The sequence below is a fragment of the Curtobacterium sp. MCSS17_005 genome (assembly GCF_003234225.2).
GTDB classification, from domain to species: Bacteria; Actinomycetota; Actinomycetes; order Actinomycetales; family Microbacteriaceae; genus Curtobacterium; species Curtobacterium flaccumfaciens.
The window spans coordinates 3,712,426-3,729,029 of sequence record NZ_CP126258.1 but is presented as its reverse complement, the minus strand read 5'-3'; the positions used below and the strand labels follow the sequence as shown (position 1 = coordinate 3,729,029).

Below are 16,604 nucleotides of genomic sequence, written 5' to 3'. Positions count from 1 at the left end.
GAACGTACCGCGGCCCTGGGGCCGGCCCGTGAACAGCCGGGAGGTCCGTGGCGGGCCCGCACCGCGCCTCCCGTCCGCCCGTTGCCGGTCCACCTGCCGGACCCGCCGCAGCCGTCGGGCGCATGATGGGCGGATGGCACGCATCTTCGTCACCGGATCCACCGACGGCCTCGGGCGGGGAACCGCCGACTCGCTGCTCCGCAGCGGACACGACGTCGTCGTCCACGCGCGCAACACGGCCCGCGCCGAGGCGGTCGCCGACCTGGTGGAGCGCGGCGCCGAACTCGTCGTCGCCGACCTGGCGGACCGCGACGCCGTGATCGCCACCGCCCGGGAACTCGACGCCGGCACCCCGCTCGACGCCGTCGTGCACAACGCCGGCGTGATCTCGGGCCGTTCCCTGGTGCCCGTCAACGTCGTGGCGCCCTACCTGTTCACCGCCTTGCTGCGCTCGCCGGGGCGGCACGTGTACCTGAGCAGCGGGATGCACCGGGGCGGCCGTCCGCGCCTGGACACCGTCGACTGGACCGGCGCTTCCGAGACGAACTCGTACTCCGACACGAAGCTGTTCGTGACGGCGCTCGCCGCCGAGGTGCCGCTCCGACGCCCGGGCGTGCTGAGCAATGCCGTCGACCCGGGGTGGGTGGCGACCAAGATGGGAGGCGTCGGCGCTCCGGACGACTTCGAGCTCGGACACCGCACGCAGGAGACGCTCGCGACCGACTCCGACCAAACCGTGACGGGTGGTTACTGGTTCCACGGGGAGCGGCAGGAACCGCACTCGGCGGTCGCGGACAAGCGGTTCCGCACCGAACTGCTCGACGCGCTCGCGACGGCCACCGGCGTCACGCTCTGAGTCGCGCGCACCGCCGTCAGGAGCGGCGGAGCGTCTCGCTCGGGTACTCGCCGTGCCGGTCGGCGTACGCGGCGGAGAACCGGCCCGCGTGGGCGAAGCCCCAGTAGCGGGCGACGTCGGCGACGTTCGTGGTGCCCGGGTCGGACGCCAGCAGCTCGGTCCGGATGCGGTCGAGCCGCACCGAGCGGATGTAGGCGTTCGGCGACATGCCGAGCAACCGCTGGAAGGCGGCCTGCAGTGCGCGGAGGCTGAGGTGCGCCATCCTGGCCAGGTCGGTGCTGGTGATCGGCAGGTGCGCGTGCTCGTGGACGTACTCGACGACCTGGCGGATCCGACGGTGCTGCGGCAGCAGGAGTTCGGGCGGCAGGTCGGCGGTGGCGCGGGGGTACAGCTCGAGCAGGGACACCGCGGCCAGCCGGCCCATCTCGGCCTGCAGCAGCGGGGACGCCTGTCGGTCCAGGGTCGTCGCGGAGATGAGCTGGACCGTCTGTCGCCACTGCCGGATCGCGGCGTCGTCGATCTGGGCGGTGTGGTCAAAACGGCGGAGCGACAGGCCACGCTCGGCGGCGACGGCCTCGACGGCGGCGCGGTTCACCTGGACGAGCCGCTGGTCGTAGTTCTCGAAGCGGAACGGGAACGCCTCGTTCGGCCACATCTGCGGGCGTCCCGGCACCAGGTGGATGGCGGTGCCGCCGTCACCCAGGACGCCGCGGCCTCGGGTGATCCACTGCACGACGAAGTCGTCACCGGCGGGCATCTCGCCTGTCAGACGTCCACCGAAGTGCACGGCGCGGAGCGTCATCGTGCCGTCGCCGGCCGCCGTGTACCGGTAGTCGAACCCGTCACCCGTGGTGTCGGCGTGCCATTCGATGCCGTCGTACGCGGTCGCGAGGGTCTGCTTCGCGGCTGCGAGGTCCGTGCCCTGCTCGTCGACCCGGATACGCGCGGGCTGCTCGGTGTCGTCGTTCATGTCGCTCGAGCAGTAGTTTCACACCCCGGTTCGGGCTCATCGCGCGATTGTCCAGATGCGGTCAGAACCGGGCGTCACCCTCGTGCACCGCGAGCAACATCGCCGCAGCGGTCCGGGCCGTGCGGACCGGTTGCACCGAGCGGTGGACCGTCGCCTCGACGTGCGCTCCGTGGAGCAGCAGGGTGAGCGCCTGGCCGAGGTGCACCGGCAACGCGGCCGTCGCGCAGCGATCGGCGACGTGCGCCTCGACCTGCCGCAGCTGGTCGTGCAGCAGGTCGGCGAGGTCGGTCCCGTCGGCGGCGGTTCCTGCTCCGGCACGGCCCGCGTCGGACGACGCCCGGAGCCCGTCGGCCACGAGTCGGTGCTCCAGGTGGGTGAACACGGCGAGCAAGCGGTCCCGGGGGTCGTCGAAGGCGGCCTCGTGCGCCAGCAACCCGCGCATCCACTCGTCGTGCCGGTGGCGGATGGTGTCGAGCGCGTCGAGCGCGTCGAGCGACCCGAGCCCGCCCGGCGCTCCGGACGAGGCGGTCGGTTCGGCCACGAGGGTGGTGCTGCTCACGCTGCGACGAAGAAGTCCGCGTACGTGGGGTCGGCCGGGACACCTCGCACCACGCCGGACAGCCGCCGGGCGATGAGCGCGTCGAGTTCGGTGGGGGGTGTCAGGCCGCGGCGGCGCCACTCGAGGGGCTGCGCACGGAGTTCGTCCATCGCGTCGTCGTCGAAGGGATGGGCCACGGGGTTCATGCGCCGAGGCCGATCACGACGACGGCCGCGGATGCCGTGGCGGTGACCGAGACGATCCCGGTCGCGGTCGCGGCGACCATGAGCGTCCGGAGCCGCGCCTGTTCGCGGATCTCGGTGAAGGGGCTGCGCTCGGAGACGCAGCGTGCACGGCGGGCCACTGCGGTGTGGGCGTGCTTCGGGGCGAGTGCGGTGTCGGTGGTGAAGGTGGTCGTGGTGGTCATGGCTCGTGCCCATTCCTCTCTGCGTCCTCGCCGGCGTCGGCGGTCCTGGCGATCGGGCTGGCATCGACGGTAGGTCGGACTTCCCGGTGGCCGTGGACGAACCGGGGTCGGACGGCGAAAGTCGGACAGCCGGTGTGCGGAAGGTGTCCGGAACCGGCTCGCGCACCAGCGCGATCCGGCCACGACGGTCCTGCGAAGGCGTTCGTGGCGCGCGGACCAGGATGGCTTCGACACGAGAACGGAGGACCCGGTGACCCTCGGCCTGCACAACGGATCGAGTGGGTGGCAGCGCGTGCGACGGCACGGCCTGCTCCTCGCGAACGTCGCCGTCTTCGTCGTGTGCTTCGTCGGCATGGTGTTCGCCGGGTGGCGGGTGTCCGTCGCGGACGCGCTCCAGCACGGACAGGCGGCCGAGTCGCTCTGGGGCTTCCTGACGAGCGGCGACTTCGCCGAGGCCACCTTCGAGAACTGGGAGAGCGAGTTCCTGCAGATGGGCGCGTACATCGTGTTCACGGTGTTCCTGTTCCAGAAGGGGTCGAGTGAGTCCGAGCCCCTGGACGAGAAGAGCCCGCAGGACGAGGACCCCCGGGAGCACGCCGACGACCCGAAGGCTCCGTGGCCGGTGCGCCGGGGAGGGATCGTGCTCGTGCTGTACGAGAACTCCCTGCTGATCCTGTTCGCGGTGCTGTTCCTCGGCAGTGTCGTCGGGCACGTGATCGGTGGCGCTGCGGCCTACAACGAGGAGCAGCTCGAGCACGGCGACAGCGTGGTCTCGGCGTGGGGCTACCTGGGCACGAGCCAGTTCTGGTTCGAGTCGATGCAGAACTGGCAGTCGGAGTTCCTGGTCATCTCGGTGATGGTGATCGCCACCGTGTCCCTGCGGCAACGAGGGTCGAGCCAGTCGAAGCCCGTGGCCGCACCGACGGAGCAGACCGGGGCCTGACCGGACGCTGCTGACGACGATCGCGGGGTTTCCCCACCGACGACGGGGGGCAGCACCGGTGTGCGGGCGGACCCCCGCGGCGAGGCTGGTGTCGGGCAATAAGCTCGTCACCGACACGAAGAGGTCCGCATGTACACCGCCGTCGCCACCCCGGGCGCACCCACCGTCCCCCGGTTCCGACCGTTCCGAGCCGTCGCCGACGGCAGCACCTGGCGGGCCTTCGCGTTCCACGCCGCGCACCTGCCCATCGCGATCGCCGCGCTGGCCTGGTTCGTCGTGGTGCTGGCCGTCGGCATCCCGGTGTCGCTGACCTGGGTCGGCCTGGTCGTCGCCGCGTTCCTGCTCGGTGGGTCGCACTGGTTCGCCGCGGTCACCCGCCGGATGTCCGCCGCGCTGCTCGGGCAGGTCGTCGTCGCCCCGGTACCGCCCCGAGCGGGCTCGACGGCGCTCGGCACCGCGTTCGCCCGGCTGTCGGACGGCCCCACCTGGCGGGCGGTCGCGTACCTGCTCGCGGGGTTCGTGCTGACCACCACCACGTTCGCCGTCTCGACCGCGGTGCTCGTGAGCGGTCTGGGCGCGATGACCCACGCGGCGTGGGGGCACTTCCTGCCGGCGCAGCGGGGTGCGGACGGTGAGCTCCACAGCGGTGCGCAGTTCCTCGGCGTGTACGTCGACACCCCGCCGCTGCAGGTCGCGTTCGCGGTGCTCGGCCTGCTCATCGTGCTGTTCCTCTGGCCCGCGGTGAACCACGGGCTCGCGGCACTGCAGCGTGTGGTCATCCGCGCCCTGCTCGGTGCCACCGCCCGCGACCTGCGGCTCCGCCAGGTCACGGCCTCGCGCGACGCCGCCGTGCTCGACGCCGACACCACCCTGCGTCGCATCGAGCGGGAGCTGCACGACGGCACCCAGGCCCGGCTCGTCGGTCTGGCGATGACGCTCGGCGATGCCCGCGACCGCCTGCAGACCGGCACCGACCCGGACGCGGTCGCCGCGCTGGTCGACCGGGCGCACGCGTCGACCAAGGAGGCCCTGGTCGAGCTCCGCGCCCTGGCCCGCGGCATCCACCCGCCCGTCCTCGACGAGGGGCTCGAGGCCGCGCTGACCTCGGCGTGCTCACGGACCCCGTTCCCCGTCGCGCTGTCGGTGGACCTGCCCGTCCGGCCGTCCCGCGTCGTCGAGGGGATCGCGTACTTCGGGGTGCTCGAGCTGCTGACGAACGTGTCGAAGCACGCCGGAGCCTCGGCCACCGCCGTCCGGGTCGGCATGCTCGGCACCGACCTGCTCGTCGAGGTCGAGGACGACGGCCACGGCGGGGCACACGTCGCGCTCGGCACCCCCGACGGTCACGGCACCGGCCTGGCCGGGGTGCTCGAACGGCTGCGCGCCGTCGACGGGGACCTGCAGGTCGACAGCCCCGCCGGCGGCCCGACCCGCATCCGGATGCGCATGCCGAGCGGAGCCGAACGGTGAGGATCGTCGTCGCCGACGACAACACGATCGTGCGCGAGGGGCTGACGTCCCTGCTGCGCGGTCGCGGGCACGAGGTCGTGCCGGTGTCGGACGGCGACGCCGCGGTGGCTGCCGTCGCGCACGGCGCGGTCGACGTCGTGGTGATGGACATCCGGATGCCGCCGACCCACACCGACGAGGGCGTCCGTGCGGCCATGCGGGTGAAGGACGTCCGGCCCGACGTCGGGGTGCTCCTCTTCTCGCAGTACGCCGAGGCGCAGTGGGCGCGGGCGCTGCTCGACGTCGCCACGGTCGGCGTCGGGTACCTGCTCAAGGACCAGGTCGCCGAGGTCGGCACCTTCATCGACTCACTGCACCAGGTCGCCGCGGGCAACGTGGTGCTCGACCCCGAGGTGGCGGCCGCACTGGTCCAGGCGCCGCGTGCCACGAGCGGTCCGCTCGACTCGCTGACCGCCCGCGAGACCGACGTGCTGCGCCTGATGGCCGAGGGCCGGTCGAACGCCGCGATCGCGGACACCCTGTTCCTGTCCGGCGGGACCGTCGAGAAGCACGTCACCGCGGTCTTCACCAAGCTCGGGCTCGAGGCGACGCCGAACGAGAACCGGCGGGTGCTCGCGGTCCTGCGGTTCCTGGCGGACTGAGCGGGGCCCTGGACGGGCCGACGGACCGGACGGGAGGCCCGTGGCGGGCCCGCCACGGGCCTCCAGTCCGGTCCGCACCACGCTGGTGCGGTAGGTTCCTGCCGAACGCAGTCCGCATGCGAGAGGGGGCGCCCGATGGCGCAGGGGCACCGCTCTCCGCCCACGATGAGCGACGTCGCCGCCGTGGCAGGTGTCTCGAAGAAGACCGTCTCGAACGTGCTGTCCGGCTACGAACACGTCTCCGTCCGCACGCGCGACCGTGTGATGGCCGCCGTCGACGAGCTCGGCTACGAACTCAACGTCTCGGCCCGGAACTTCCGCGCCGGACGCTCCAAGGTGCTCGGGCTCGCGGTGCCGGAACTGCGGCAGGCGTACTTCGCCGAACTCGCCGACGCCGTCATCCGCGCTGCCGGAGCCGTGGGCTACACGGTGCTGATCGAGCAGACCGCGAGCGGTGTGCGCGAGGCGGACGCGATCACCCGGATGCGCGAGCACTCCATCGACGGCATCATCTACAGCCCGCTGACCGTCCGGCCGAGCGACGCCGCCGCACTCGAGGTGAAGTTCCCCCTCGTCGTGCTCGGTGAGCCGATCCCGGACGCCCCCGTGCCGTTCATCGCGATGTCGAACGCGGACGCGCTGCGGGACGCGACCTCGCACCTGCTCGACGCCGGCCGCCGGTCGATCGCGTTCATCGGCTCCGACCCGTCGGGCCCCGTGCGCACGGCGCAGGAGCGACTGCGGGGCTACCGCGAGGCGCTCGACGACCACGGTGTGCCGTTCGCGCCCGAGCGGGTGGTGCCGACCGCGCTGTGGCACCGGGCCGAGGGGGCGGCGGCTGCACGGCAGCTCCTCGACGCCGGCGTGCCGGTCGACGGGATCGTCTGCTGCAACGACGCGCTGGCGCTCGGGGCGATGAGTGCCCTGCAGCTCGCGGGTCGGACCGTACCGGACGACGTCGCGGTCGTCGGGTTCGACGACATCGAGGAGTCGGCGTACTCGACCCCGGCGCTGACGACGGTGTCGGCCGACCTGGACCGCGTCGCGGCGACGGCGGTCGGGGTGCTCGTCGCCCAGCTCGAGGAGGGCGCTCCGGCGACACCGGGGGTGCTGCGCTCGCCGCACGCACTCGTCGTCCGGGCGTCGTCCGGACCGTTGCGTCCGGTTGCTGCCTGACCCGTTGACCACGGGTGCTCCCCGACCCCTTGACCGGGCGGTCGAGCACCGGCTACTGTCCACATTTACACCGGTGTAAATCCGGGATGGACGAGGTCCGCACACCGACGTGCCGGACGGATGGCAGGTTTTCGATGAAGAAGCACATCGCGGTCGTCGCGCTCGCAGCAGCGGCGTCGCTCTCCCTCGCCGGGTGCGCCGGCTCCCCCGGGTCGTCGGGTGACGGCGGCCACGTCGACCTGACGTTCTGGCACGGCTACACCGAGGCCGACGGCAAGGTCCTGGACGGCATCGTCAAGGACTTCAACGCCTCGCAGGACAAGGTCACCATCACGACCCAGACGAAGACCTGGGCCGTGATCGACGACACGATGCTCCCCGCCCTGTCCGCGAAGAAGGGCCCGGACCTCGTCGCGATGACCTCCGACCGGCTGCCGGTCTACGCGCAGAAGAAGGCGCTGGTCGACCTCAGCGACTTCTACGCCGACGACGCCAACAACACCGGGGACCTGAAGGAACAGGCCGTCGCGATGGAGCGGGTCGACGGCAAGGAGTACGGCGTGCCGAGCGGGTTCGTCCCGCTCTCCGTGATCTACAACAAGAAGCTGTTCGCAGCGGCCGGCATCGACTCCTTCCCGACCACCTGGGACGAGTGGGTCGCCGACGCGAAGAAGCTCACGAAGGACGAGAACGGCGACGGCACCCCCGAGCAGTACGGGCTCGTGCTGCCGGACCACCAGACCGTCGGCAACGGCATCTGGCCGAGCCTGTTCGCCGGCAACGGCGGATCGATCACGAACGAGGCGGGCACGAAGTCCACCATCGACTCCGCCGCGAACGCCGAGACGCTCGAGTACTGGGCGAAGGCGGTGCGCGACGACAAGATCTCGCCGACCGGTGTCGACGGCATCGCCGCGGACAAGCTCTTCACGGCCGGCAAGACCGCCATGGAGATCGGCGGCCCCTGGATGGCCGGCGTCGCCGAGGCCTCGGACATCGACTACGGCATCGCCGCGATCCCGGCGGGCCCCGAAGCACAGGTGGCCTCGGCCATCGGCATCTCGCTCGGTGTGACGGCCCAGACCGACGACGCGAAGCAGGCAGCAGCCGAGCGGTTCCTGCGCTACTTCAACGAGCAGTCCGTCGCGACGAAGTGGGCCCTCGGGTCCGGCTGGCCGCCGCTCCGCACCGACGTCACCGCCGCGGACGTCGACGAGAACCCGACCGTCGCGACGCTCACGGGGCTGCCGGGCACCACGATCCCGCTCCTGCCCGGCGTGGTCGACAGCGCCGACGTGCTCACCGCCGTGGACACCGCGACCCAGAAGGCGATGGCGGGCGGGGACCCCGGATCGCTCCTCGCCACCGCCGACGCCGACGTGCAGTCGGCCCTGAAGTAGCAGCAGCGGCCCTCGGAGGACCCTCGTGACCACGCAGCAACTCGGCCGACGCCGTCGGTACCGACCACCGGGCCAGCTCGGCGGACGATCGCCCCTGAACGGCACGTTCCGCCGCCGCGCCACCATCGTCGGGTTCCTCGCACCCGCGATCGTCATCCTCGGGGCGTTCGTGCTCTGGCCGATGCTCTCGGCGCTCCAGCTGTCGTTCACCGACGCCAGCGGGTTCGGCGACCCGTCGTTCATCGGGTTCGCGAACTACGTCCGGGTCTTCACCGACCCCGACGTCCTGCGGTCCATCGGCAACACCGCGCTCTACTCGGTGCTCTTCACCCCCGTCGCGATCGTCGTCGCCCTGGTGCTCGCCCTCGTGCTGAACCACCCGGCCCTGCCGTTCCGCGGGTTCTTCCGGTCGGCGCTGTTCCTGCCGTTCATCGTCTCGCTGGCCGTCGCCGCGTTCGCGTGGTCGTACCTGCTCGACCCGCAGATCGGCCTGCTGAACCACTGGCTGCAGCTCGTCGGCATCCGGCTCGGCAACGTGCTGCAGGACCCGACACTCGCGATGCCCACCGTGGTGCTCGTGGCCGTGTGGAAGAACTTCGGCTTCTACATGGTGATCTTCCTGGCCGGGCTGCAGGAGATCCCCACGAGCCTGTACGAGGCAGCGCAGCTCGACGGGGCCAACGGCCGCCAGCGGTTCGCGAACGTCACCTTCCCGATGCTGAGCAACACGATGGCGTTCGTCGTGATCGTCGCCCTCATCGCCGCGCTGCAGGCGTTCGACCAGATCTACGTCCTGACCGGCGGTGGTCCGTACCGGTCGACCGAGACGATCGTCATGCAGATCTACCAGTCCGGCTTCAAGGACCTCGACCTCGGGTTCGCGAGCGCCCTGGCGTACGTGCTCCTCATCGCGACCCTGCTGCTCAGCCTCGTGCAGTTCCTGTTCTTCGGGAAGCGCGGAGAGGACACCGCATCATGACCGCGCTCCCCCGTCCCGCGACCGTCGTCCGACGCAGCACCGTGGCCCGTCGACAGCCGTCGATGCGGTGGCTCGGCTTCGCAGCCGTGGCCGTCGTGACCCTGGCGGTGCTGCTCCCCGTGCTCGTGATCGTGTTCACCGCGTTCAAGCCGGCGAGCGAGGTCAACGCCTACCCGCCGACGCTGTTCCCGCACACCTGGACGCTCGACAACTTCCGGGCGATCTTCACGCAGCTGCCGTTCGGCCGGCTCATCCTGAACAGCTTCGCCTTCGCCGGCGGTGTCACGGTGTTCGCGCTGGCGTTCGACGCGCTCGCCGCCTACGCCCTGGCACGGCTCGACTTCCGGGGCAGCAAGGTGCTGCTCATCGTGATCGTCGCCAGCCTGATGATCCCGTTCCAGGCGACGCTCATCCCGATCTACCAACTGGTGTCCGACCTCGGGTGGGTGAACACGTTCGCGGGGCTCATCGCGCCGCGGGCGGCCGACGCCTTCGGGATCTTCTTCCTGCGGCAGTTCTTCGTGTCGCTCCCCCGCGACCTGGACAACGCGGCGCGGATCGACGGGGCCTCGGAGTGGCGGATCTTCCGGAGCGTCGTCCTGCCGAACGCCGTCCCCGCCCTGCTCACCCTCGGCATCTTCACATTCGTCAACAACTGGAACGACCTGCTCTGGCCGCTGGTGTTCACCACCGACCAGGACATGGGGACCATCACGTCCGGCCTCACCCTGCTGACCGGACCCGGCGGGATCATCCCGCAGGGCGTGATGATGGCCGGCGCCCTGATCGCCGTGCTGCCCCTCGCAGTCATGTTCCTGCTCGTGCAACGCCGCTTCATCGAGAGCGTCGCCAGCACCGGGCTCAAGTGACGACGACACCGCACGAGCCCGGAGCGGCCGTGCCCACCACGAAACGAGACACCATGCACTGGTCCGACGACGGCAGGCTGCACTTCGCCCTGGGCATCGAGGACACCTTCGTCCCGCAGGCCCGACCGGGTGAACGGCCCATCGACGAGTACGAGCTCACCGACCACTACCGGCAGTACGCCGCCGACCTCGGGCTGGCGGTCGACGTCGGCGCCGAGCTCCTGCGCTGGGGCGTCCCCTGGTACCGCGTCGCCCCCGAGCCCGGCGTCTGGGACTGGTCGTGGGTGGACGGCGTCATGGCGCGGTTCCGCGAGACCGGCCTGCGCCCCGTGGTCGACCTGCTGCACTACGGCACACCGCTCTGGCTCGACGGGCAGTTCGCCCACCCCGACTACCCGGCGCACGTCACCGAGTACGCCGCCCGGTTCGCCGCGCGGTACGGCGATGTCGCCACCGACTACACGCCCGTCAACGAGCCCGTCATCCACGCCCTGTTCTCGGGTGAGTACGGGTACTGGCCCCCGTACCTGACCGGCGCCGAGGGGTCGGCCCGGATCGCGTCCGCCCTGGCCAAGGGGTTCGTCTCGACGCAGCACGCGATCACCCGCGAACTCGGAGACGCCGCCACCTTCGTGCACGTGGATGCCGGCATCCGGTACGTGGGCGACGTCGACGCCCCGGAACACCGCGACACGGTCGCGCGCCTGCGCGCCCAGACGTTCCTGGTCGAGGACCTGGTCACCGGTGGCGTCGACGACGCGCACCCCCTGGTCGGTCGGCTGCGCTCCGGGGGCGTCACCGACGCCGACCTCGACTGGTTCCGGCAGCACGCGGTCCGGCCCGACGTGATGGGCGTCAACTACTACCCGCTGCACTCCACCGAGGTGTTCGAGGCGGGGGTGCACCACGGCGGCGGGTTCGCCGACCCGCGGCCCTACGAGGACACGGGCGTCGAGGGGCTCCGCGACGTGCTCACCACCTACGCCGAGCGCTACGGCGCCCCGGTCATGCTCACGGAGACGTGCGTCACCGGTTCGGTCGAGGAGCGCATCGGCTGGCTGGACGCCTCGGTCACGGCCGTGCGGGAGCTCCGTGACGAGGGCGTGCCGGTCGTCGGCTACACCTGGTGGCCGTTGTTCGACATGTACGAGTGGACCTGGCGGCACACGGACGCCCCACGCCAGGAACACCTGCTCACGATGGGCCTCTTCGACCTCGTCGAGGACGGCGCCGGCGGCCTCGACCGTCGTCGCAACCCGGTCGCCGACGCGTTCGCTGCGCACACGCGACAAGAACGGGCCGTGGCAGCGGCCCTGTCGGCGACCCCGTGACGGACGGGAGGCGCGGGTCGGGTCGGTCCCGCGCCTCCAGTCCGCCTCCGCGCACCACCACCGCACCACCAACCGAACGGAGCACCATGTCCCTCCGCCTCGGCGCCGCTCCGGCGCCTCGTCGACGCCGAACGCTCGCGCTCGTCGTCACCGCTGCCGCCGCCGCGGCAGCCCTCGTCGCCGGCGTCGCCGGCCCCCTCCCCGCCCAGGCGGTCACGACCGGCAACGGAGCCCTCGTGTACTCGCCGGCAGCGGGTTCCTCGTTCAACCCCGAGGGCGGCCGCGCTGCCGGCACCACCTACGCGAAGAACATCGTCCTGAAGAACAGCGGATCGGCCAACGGCCAGCAGTTCGTCACCTTCGACCAGCTCGTGCTCGAGAACGGCGTGCAGGTCTACCCGATCTACCGGAGCACGGACAACGGCACCTCGTGGAGCCGCGTCGCCACGGTCAAGCCGAGCACCCAGTTCCCGACGCTCACCCGCACCGCGCAGCCCTCGCTGTACGAGACCCCGGTCCAGCTCGGCACGATGCCGGCCGGCACGCTGCTGCTGAGCGGCATGATCATGCCCACCGACCGCTCGAGCAGCCGACTGGTCATGTACAAGAGCCTCGACCACGGGCTGACCTGGTCCTTCGTGAGCACCATCGACACCGGCGGTCCGGCCACCTACGACCCGAGCCCGACCTCGACGACCTCGACGGTGTGGGAGCCGTCCGTCGCCGTCGACGCGAACGGCGGGCTTGTCACCTACTTCTCGGACGAGCGGCAGAAGGCGAACAACGTCCTGCAGGCCGTCAGCTACCGGCGCTCCACGGACGGCGGCCTGACCTGGGGTCCCCTGGTCAACGTGTCCGCACCGACCAACAAGAGCGACCGTCCGGGCATGATCACGGTGACGAGGATCCCGAACGGCAACTACGTGGCGACGTTCGAGGTCGTGAACCGGCCGAGCCAGACGAACAACACGGCGCCGGTGTACTTCAAGACCTCACCGGACGGTCTGAACTGGAGCCCCGAGACGAGCATCGGCACCAAGATCGCGCTGCCGGACGGCCGTGGGGTCGGGTCGTCGCCCGAGGTGCGCTGGGTGCCGACCGCCGGCAACGCCAACGGCATGATCGTCGTCTCGTCCAAGTGGTCCCTCGACAGCGCGGGCAACATCGACGGCGGCCAGAACTTCGTCGTGAACCGCAACCAGGGCGCGGGCTCGTGGGAGCAGCTGCCGTACGCGGTGACGTACGACGCGCGAGACGCCGAGGGCGGGACGTTCAGCGGCTTCGCCCAGGGCTTCGACTCGAGCGCCGACGGCAAGACGCTGTACCAGGCGACGAACGTCGAGAACCTCACCACCACGTACAACGACGTGCGGGTCGGGTCGATCCCGATCAACGCGCAGCGGTACGAGGCCGAGTCCGCGGTCCGGAACGACACGAGCACCGTCACCCAGGCCGACGCGGTCGGCGGCGCGAAGGTCGGCAACATCAACAACGCGACGAGTTCCGTGCAGTTCACGGTGCAGGCCGCGACCGCGGGGACGTACACGGTGAACGTCCGGTACGACAACGGCACGGGTGCGACGAGCACCCACGCGCTCGCGGTCAACGGCACCTCGGCCGGTTCGGTCAGCTACGCGCCGACCGTCAACTGGGGCCGGTTCGGATGGGCGCAGAAGACGGTCACGCTGAAGGCCGGCGCGAACACGCTCACCTTCACCAAGGGGACAGGGTTCGCCGAGCTGGACCAGATCCAGGTGTTCCAGCCCTGACGCCGCACCCGCGGCCCTGGTCGTGACCAGGATGCGGACGGGAGGCCCGTGGCGGACCCGCCACGGGCCTCCCGTCCGTCCCGGTGCCGCGTCTCAGGCCGCGACCGGCTCCGCAGGTCGGTCACGCAGTGCCGGGCAGTGCTCGGCGGTGGGGTGTTCGGTGATCGCGATGACCTGGTCGAGGCGCCCCCGGACCGCCTCGAGCTCGGCCAGCTGCGCGGTGATCCGGTCCCGCTCGGCGATGAGGAGCGCGAACGACTCCGGCGTCGACTCCCCGCGGTCGACGCAGGGCAGCAGCTGCACGATCGTGCGGCTCGCGAGCCCGGCGGCGAACAGCTGCTGCACGAGCTGGACCCGCTCGACGGCGGCGTCCGTGTAGACCCGCTGCCCGCTCGCGGTGCGCGACGCGGTGAGCAGTCCCTGCTCCTCGTAGTACCGCAGCGAGCGGACGCTGACGCCGGTCTCGGCCGCGAGGTCACCGATGCGCATGTTGCTCCGATCCGGGCTTGCCCCTGACATGGATGTGAGGTCTTAGCGTAGCCGAGCCGCTGCGGGAGACACCCGAGGGGCAGGAGGAGACACCATGGACATCGCTGGATCGGTCGCACTCGTCACCGGCTCGAACCGCGGCATCGGACGCCGCTTCGCCCTGGAGCTGCTGGAGCGCGGAGCGTCGAAGGTCTACGCGACCGCACGCCGACCCGAACTCGTCGACGTCGAGGGCGTCGTCGCGCTGCCCCTCGACATCACCGACCAGGCCTCGGTCGACGCGGTGGCCGCAGCCGCGGGGGACGTGACCCTGCTCGTGAACAACGCCGGCATCTCGACGCAGGGCTCCCTGGTGACCGACGACCTGACCATCGTCCGGAAGGCCATGGACACGCACTTCTGGGGCAGCCTGTCGATGATCCGCGCCTTCGCACCGGTGATCGAGCGGAACGGCGGCGGCGCGATCGTCAACGTGCTGTCGGCCCTGTCGTGGTTCGCGGCTCCCGGTGCGGGTGGCTACGCCGCGGCGAAGGCGGCCGAGTGGAACATGACGAACGCCGTCCGCCTGGAGCTCGCCGACCGTGGCATCAGCGTGCAGGGACTCCACCTCGGTGCGGCCGACACCGACATGATGGGCGACTACGACGGCCCGAAGACCGACCCGACGGACGTGGCCCGGGCGGCACTCGACGGTGTGGAGCGCGGCGCGGCCGAGGTGCTCGTCGACGACTGGAGCCGGATGGTGAAGGCGTCGCTCGCCGATGCACCGGAGCGCTTCTACGCGCAGATGGCCTGACCGCCGCCCCTGACTGGGGGCGTGTCCCCGCGGCGCAGTCCTGGACCCGGTGCGCGGTCATCGGCGAGCATGGACCCCGATCAGGAGCGGGGGGCACGTCGCCTGCCGCTGGAAGGGAACCATGCGTCCTGTCAGGAACGCGCTGAGCACCGGGGCGATCGTCGCGATCCTCGCCGGTCTCACCATCACCGCAGCACCCGCCCAGGCGGCGACCCCGGGGGCCGGCGCGAGCTGCGCCCCCGGGACCCTGTCGGTGCAGACGCTCGAGAGCGGCTGCACGGCGACGTCCGGCACGGTCGTGACGCCCGACGGCCGCACCTTCGCGCTCCCCGCGCCGGGTGAGAGCGTCATGGCGAGCAGCTCGGCAGCCCCCGGGGCGCCCGAGCTCGCCGACGTCCTCATCGCGAACAACGGCTCCGCCGGTGTCGCCGTCCGCGTGGACGAGGCCTGGACCGGTTCGGCCCCCGCCGTCCAGCAGGAGCGCGCGCAGAGCCAGGCCGCGACGGCACAGGCAGCCCCCGCCGCGACGACCGCTGCGACCACGAAGTGCACGAGCACGGCGTACAAGGCGTCCGGCTACACCTGGCCGAGCACGGTCAAGTGGTACTACAACCAGACCGGCCAGAAGTCGTCCTACGCCAAGGACGCCCTGCGCAAGGCGGCGAACACCTGGAACGGCACGATCTCGGCGTGTGACCGGACCGTCACGTCGACGGCTGAGAACGACTACCTGCGCCTCGCGACCCAGAAGCCCAACCTCACCGACCAGGGCGGCTGCTCGCGGAACAACGGCTACAACGTGATGGGCTGGGGCAAGCTCCCGACCGGAACCCTCGGCGTGACGTGCGTCTGGTTCGACGGCAACGGCAACGCCCGTGAGGCCGACCAGCGCTACGCCACCGGCTTCAAGTGGAGCTCGACGGCCACCTGCTCCGGCGCGCGCTTCGACACCCAGGTCGTCGCGACTCACGAGTGGGGTCACCTGTACGGCCTCGACCACGTGAAGACCGGCACCGGCCAGGTCATGGAGCCGTCCGGCGGCTACTGCGAGCTCGACGGCCGCACGCTCGGCCGTGGCGACATGACGGGTATCTCGACGCTCTACTGAGCTCGACGTTCTGCAGAGACACGGACGGGGTCGTGGCGGAGAACCGCCGCGACCCCGTTGGTCTGCGCGTTGGTGGGTCTGACTGTCTCGGTCAGGCCGCGTCGGCGCGCAGGAACTCCGCCACCGGGGTGGACCCCGTGTTGAACCGGAACGTGTTGCCGGCCGTGCCGGGGTTCTCGACCACGTCGGCGACCACGTGCGCCACGTCACCGCGCGGCACCTGCGTCGACGAGCCGTCCCAGTCGACGGAGCCGGTCGGCTCGTCGTCGGTCAGGGTGCTCGGGGCGACGATCGTCCACTGCAGCCCCGAGTCGCGGAGCACGGCGTCGGCGATCATCTTCGACTGCGCGTACGCGAAGAAGTCCTGGTCCTGCGGGACGCCGTGGTCGAGCTGCGAGCCCGAGAACGACACCATCACGTAGCGGTCGACGCCGGCCTCCTTCGCCCCCTGGATCGACAGCACCGCAGCGTCGCGGTCGATGGCCCAGGTCCGGTCGACGGACCCGCCACCGGCACCGGCCGACCACACCACGGCGTCGTGCCCGCGGACGAGTTCGGCGAAGTCGTTCAGGGACTGCTGCTGGATGTCCGCGACGAGCGGTTCGCCGCCGTGGGCTCGGATCTCGTCGGACTGGTCGGCGTTCCGGATGACGGAGGTGACCGTGTGTCCGCGCTCGGACAGGATGCGGGTGGCGAGGAGTGCGACCTTGCCGTGGCCGCCGAAGACGATGACGTTGCTCATGGGCCGGACGCTACTCGGGGCGGCTCCGTGCCCGGGGAACGCCCGACGTCCGCCCGACGTCCGCTCGTCGCCCGCGATGCTCGGAACACCCGGGGGCACC

General features: G+C 71.3%; 18 protein-coding genes. 12 read left to right on the top strand and 6 right to left on the bottom strand.

The window, feature by feature from the left end:
* Positions 1-133: 133 nt before the first annotated feature.
* Positions 134-856, top strand: coding sequence for an SDR family NAD(P)-dependent oxidoreductase (locus tag DEJ20_RS17890; RefSeq protein WP_111234517.1), 723 nt, complete (start codon positions 134-136; stop codon positions 854-856).
* Positions 857-872: 16 nt separating this feature from the next.
* On the opposite strand, the gene DEJ20_RS17885 is transcribed toward DEJ20_RS17890, so the two are convergent.
* The 4 genes from DEJ20_RS17885 to DEJ20_RS17870 form a co-directional block, all read right to left on the bottom strand.
* Positions 873-1,826 carry an AraC family transcriptional regulator gene (locus DEJ20_RS17885; RefSeq protein ID WP_111234518.1) on the bottom strand — a complete coding sequence of 318 codons (954 nt, stop codon included), beginning with the start codon at positions 1,824-1,826 and terminating at the stop codon, positions 873-875.
* A gap of 61 nt (positions 1,827-1,887) precedes the next feature.
* The gene (locus DEJ20_RS17880) at positions 1,888-2,385 is read right to left on the bottom strand and encodes a hypothetical protein (RefSeq protein WP_111234519.1); all 498 of its coding nucleotides are present in this window, start codon (positions 2,383-2,385) and stop codon (positions 1,888-1,890) included.
* A complete protein-coding gene (locus tag DEJ20_RS17875) occupies positions 2,382-2,561 on the bottom strand; it encodes a hypothetical protein (protein WP_146245355.1) in 180 nt (59 codons plus the stop codon). Before DEJ20_RS17875 ends, DEJ20_RS17880 begins: the two co-directional genes overlap by 4 nt.
* 5 nt (positions 2,562-2,566) lie before the next feature.
* Positions 2,567-2,791, bottom strand: a complete 225-nt coding sequence (locus DEJ20_RS17870) for a hypothetical protein (RefSeq protein WP_110862921.1) — start codon at positions 2,789-2,791, stop codon at positions 2,567-2,569.
* A 250-nt stretch (positions 2,792-3,041) separates the two neighbouring features.
* Here DEJ20_RS17870 and DEJ20_RS17865 point away from each other — a divergent pair, with 250 nt between their 5' ends.
* The 9 genes from DEJ20_RS17865 to DEJ20_RS17825 all read left to right on the top strand — a co-directional run bounded on the left by DEJ20_RS17865 (position 3,042) and on the right by DEJ20_RS17825 (position 13,369).
* Positions 3,042-3,734, top strand: coding sequence for a DUF6766 family protein (locus tag DEJ20_RS17865; RefSeq protein ID WP_258377084.1), 693 nt, complete (start codon positions 3,042-3,044; stop codon positions 3,732-3,734).
* A gap of 129 nt (positions 3,735-3,863) precedes the next feature.
* Positions 3,864-5,204 (top strand): sensor histidine kinase, encoded by a 1,341-nt coding sequence (locus DEJ20_RS17860; protein WP_111234521.1) that lies wholly within the window; start codon positions 3,864-3,866, stop codon positions 5,202-5,204.
* Positions 5,201-5,845 carry a response regulator transcription factor gene (locus DEJ20_RS17855; RefSeq protein WP_071248572.1) on the top strand — a complete coding sequence of 215 codons (645 nt, stop codon included), beginning with the start codon at positions 5,201-5,203 and terminating at the stop codon, positions 5,843-5,845. Before DEJ20_RS17860 ends, DEJ20_RS17855 begins: the two co-directional genes overlap by 4 nt.
* Before the next feature lie 165 nt (positions 5,846-6,010).
* On the top strand, positions 6,011-7,021 hold the full coding sequence (locus DEJ20_RS17850; protein WP_111234522.1) for a LacI family DNA-binding transcriptional regulator: 1,011 nt from the start codon (positions 6,011-6,013) through the stop codon (positions 7,019-7,021).
* Between the two features lie 134 nt (positions 7,022-7,155).
* Positions 7,156-8,421 (top strand): ABC transporter substrate-binding protein, encoded by a 1,266-nt coding sequence (locus DEJ20_RS17845; protein ID WP_071404107.1) that lies wholly within the window; start codon positions 7,156-7,158, stop codon positions 8,419-8,421.
* A gap of 25 nt (positions 8,422-8,446) precedes the next feature.
* Positions 8,447-9,400, top strand: a complete 954-nt coding sequence (locus DEJ20_RS17840; protein WP_111028862.1) for a carbohydrate ABC transporter permease — start codon at positions 8,447-8,449, stop codon at positions 9,398-9,400.
* Positions 9,397-10,269: a carbohydrate ABC transporter permease gene (locus DEJ20_RS17835; RefSeq protein WP_071404106.1), complete on the top strand. Its 873-nt coding sequence runs from the start codon at positions 9,397-9,399 to the stop codon at positions 10,267-10,269. The genes DEJ20_RS17840 and DEJ20_RS17835 overlap by 4 nt, the downstream gene beginning before the upstream one ends.
* A 53-nt stretch (positions 10,270-10,322) precedes the next feature.
* The gene (locus tag DEJ20_RS17830) at positions 10,323-11,600 is read left to right on the top strand and encodes a family 1 glycosylhydrolase (protein ID WP_110865361.1); all 1,278 of its coding nucleotides are present in this window, start codon (positions 10,323-10,325) and stop codon (positions 11,598-11,600) included.
* An 86-nt stretch (positions 11,601-11,686) separates the two neighbouring features.
* A complete protein-coding gene (locus tag DEJ20_RS17825) occupies positions 11,687-13,369 on the top strand; it encodes a CBM35 domain-containing protein (protein WP_111234523.1) in 1,683 nt (560 codons plus the stop codon).
* Between the two features lie 93 nt (positions 13,370-13,462).
* Here the strand turns inward: DEJ20_RS17825 and DEJ20_RS17820 are convergent, their stop codons facing one another.
* Positions 13,463-13,858, bottom strand: coding sequence for a MerR family transcriptional regulator (locus tag DEJ20_RS17820; RefSeq protein WP_071404104.1), 396 nt, complete (start codon positions 13,856-13,858; stop codon positions 13,463-13,465).
* Between the two features lie 94 nt (positions 13,859-13,952).
* Between DEJ20_RS17820 and DEJ20_RS17815 the strand changes: the two genes are divergently transcribed.
* Together DEJ20_RS17815 and DEJ20_RS17810 are read left to right on the top strand one after the other, a co-directional pair.
* A complete protein-coding gene (locus DEJ20_RS17815; RefSeq protein ID WP_111038386.1) occupies positions 13,953-14,654 on the top strand; it encodes an SDR family oxidoreductase in 702 nt (233 codons plus the stop codon).
* A gap of 121 nt (positions 14,655-14,775) precedes the next feature.
* On the top strand, positions 14,776-15,762 hold the full coding sequence (locus tag DEJ20_RS17810) for a matrixin family metalloprotease (RefSeq protein WP_111234524.1): 987 nt from the start codon (positions 14,776-14,778) through the stop codon (positions 15,760-15,762).
* A gap of 91 nt (positions 15,763-15,853) precedes the next feature.
* Here DEJ20_RS17810 and DEJ20_RS17805 read toward each other — a convergent pair whose 3' ends face one another.
* Positions 15,854-16,504, bottom strand: coding sequence for an NAD(P)H-binding protein (locus tag DEJ20_RS17805; RefSeq protein ID WP_111234525.1), 651 nt, complete (start codon positions 16,502-16,504; stop codon positions 15,854-15,856).
* Between the last annotated feature and the right edge of the window lie 100 nt (positions 16,505-16,604).

What these genes read in the sequence shown, in the direction of transcription:
- DEJ20_RS17820 (WP_071404104.1), bottom strand. Translation starts at nt 13,858, where the DNA reads ATGCGCATCGGTGACCTCGCGGCCGAGACCGGCGTCAGCGTCCGCTCG.
- DEJ20_RS17810 (WP_111234524.1), top strand. Translation starts at nt 14,776, where the DNA reads ATGCGTCCTGTCAGGAACGCGCTGAGCACCGGGGCGATCGTCGCGATC.
- DEJ20_RS17805 (WP_111234525.1), bottom strand. Translation starts at nt 16,504, where the DNA reads ATGAGCAACGTCATCGTCTTCGGCGGCCACGGCAAGGTCGCACTCCTC.
- DEJ20_RS17830 (WP_110865361.1), top strand. Translation starts at nt 10,323, where the DNA reads ATGCACTGGTCCGACGACGGCAGGCTGCACTTCGCCCTGGGCATCGAG.
- DEJ20_RS17860 (WP_111234521.1), top strand. Translation starts at nt 3,864, where the DNA reads ATGTACACCGCCGTCGCCACCCCGGGCGCACCCACCGTCCCCCGGTTC.
- DEJ20_RS17870 (WP_110862921.1), bottom strand. Translation starts at nt 2,791, where the DNA reads ATGACCACCACGACCACCTTCACCACCGACACCGCACTCGCCCCGAAG.
- DEJ20_RS17850 (WP_111234522.1), top strand. Translation starts at nt 6,011, where the DNA reads ATGAGCGACGTCGCCGCCGTGGCAGGTGTCTCGAAGAAGACCGTCTCG.
- DEJ20_RS17845 (WP_071404107.1), top strand. Translation starts at nt 7,156, where the DNA reads ATGAAGAAGCACATCGCGGTCGTCGCGCTCGCAGCAGCGGCGTCGCTC.
- DEJ20_RS17890 (WP_111234517.1), top strand. Translation starts at nt 134, where the DNA reads ATGGCACGCATCTTCGTCACCGGATCCACCGACGGCCTCGGGCGGGGA.
- DEJ20_RS17825 (WP_111234523.1), top strand. Translation starts at nt 11,687, where the DNA reads ATGTCCCTCCGCCTCGGCGCCGCTCCGGCGCCTCGTCGACGCCGAACG.
- DEJ20_RS17885 (WP_111234518.1), bottom strand. Translation starts at nt 1,826, where the DNA reads ATGAACGACGACACCGAGCAGCCCGCGCGTATCCGGGTCGACGAGCAG.
- DEJ20_RS17815 (WP_111038386.1), top strand. Translation starts at nt 13,953, where the DNA reads ATGGACATCGCTGGATCGGTCGCACTCGTCACCGGCTCGAACCGCGGC.
- DEJ20_RS17835 (WP_071404106.1), top strand. Translation starts at nt 9,397, where the DNA reads ATGACCGCGCTCCCCCGTCCCGCGACCGTCGTCCGACGCAGCACCGTG.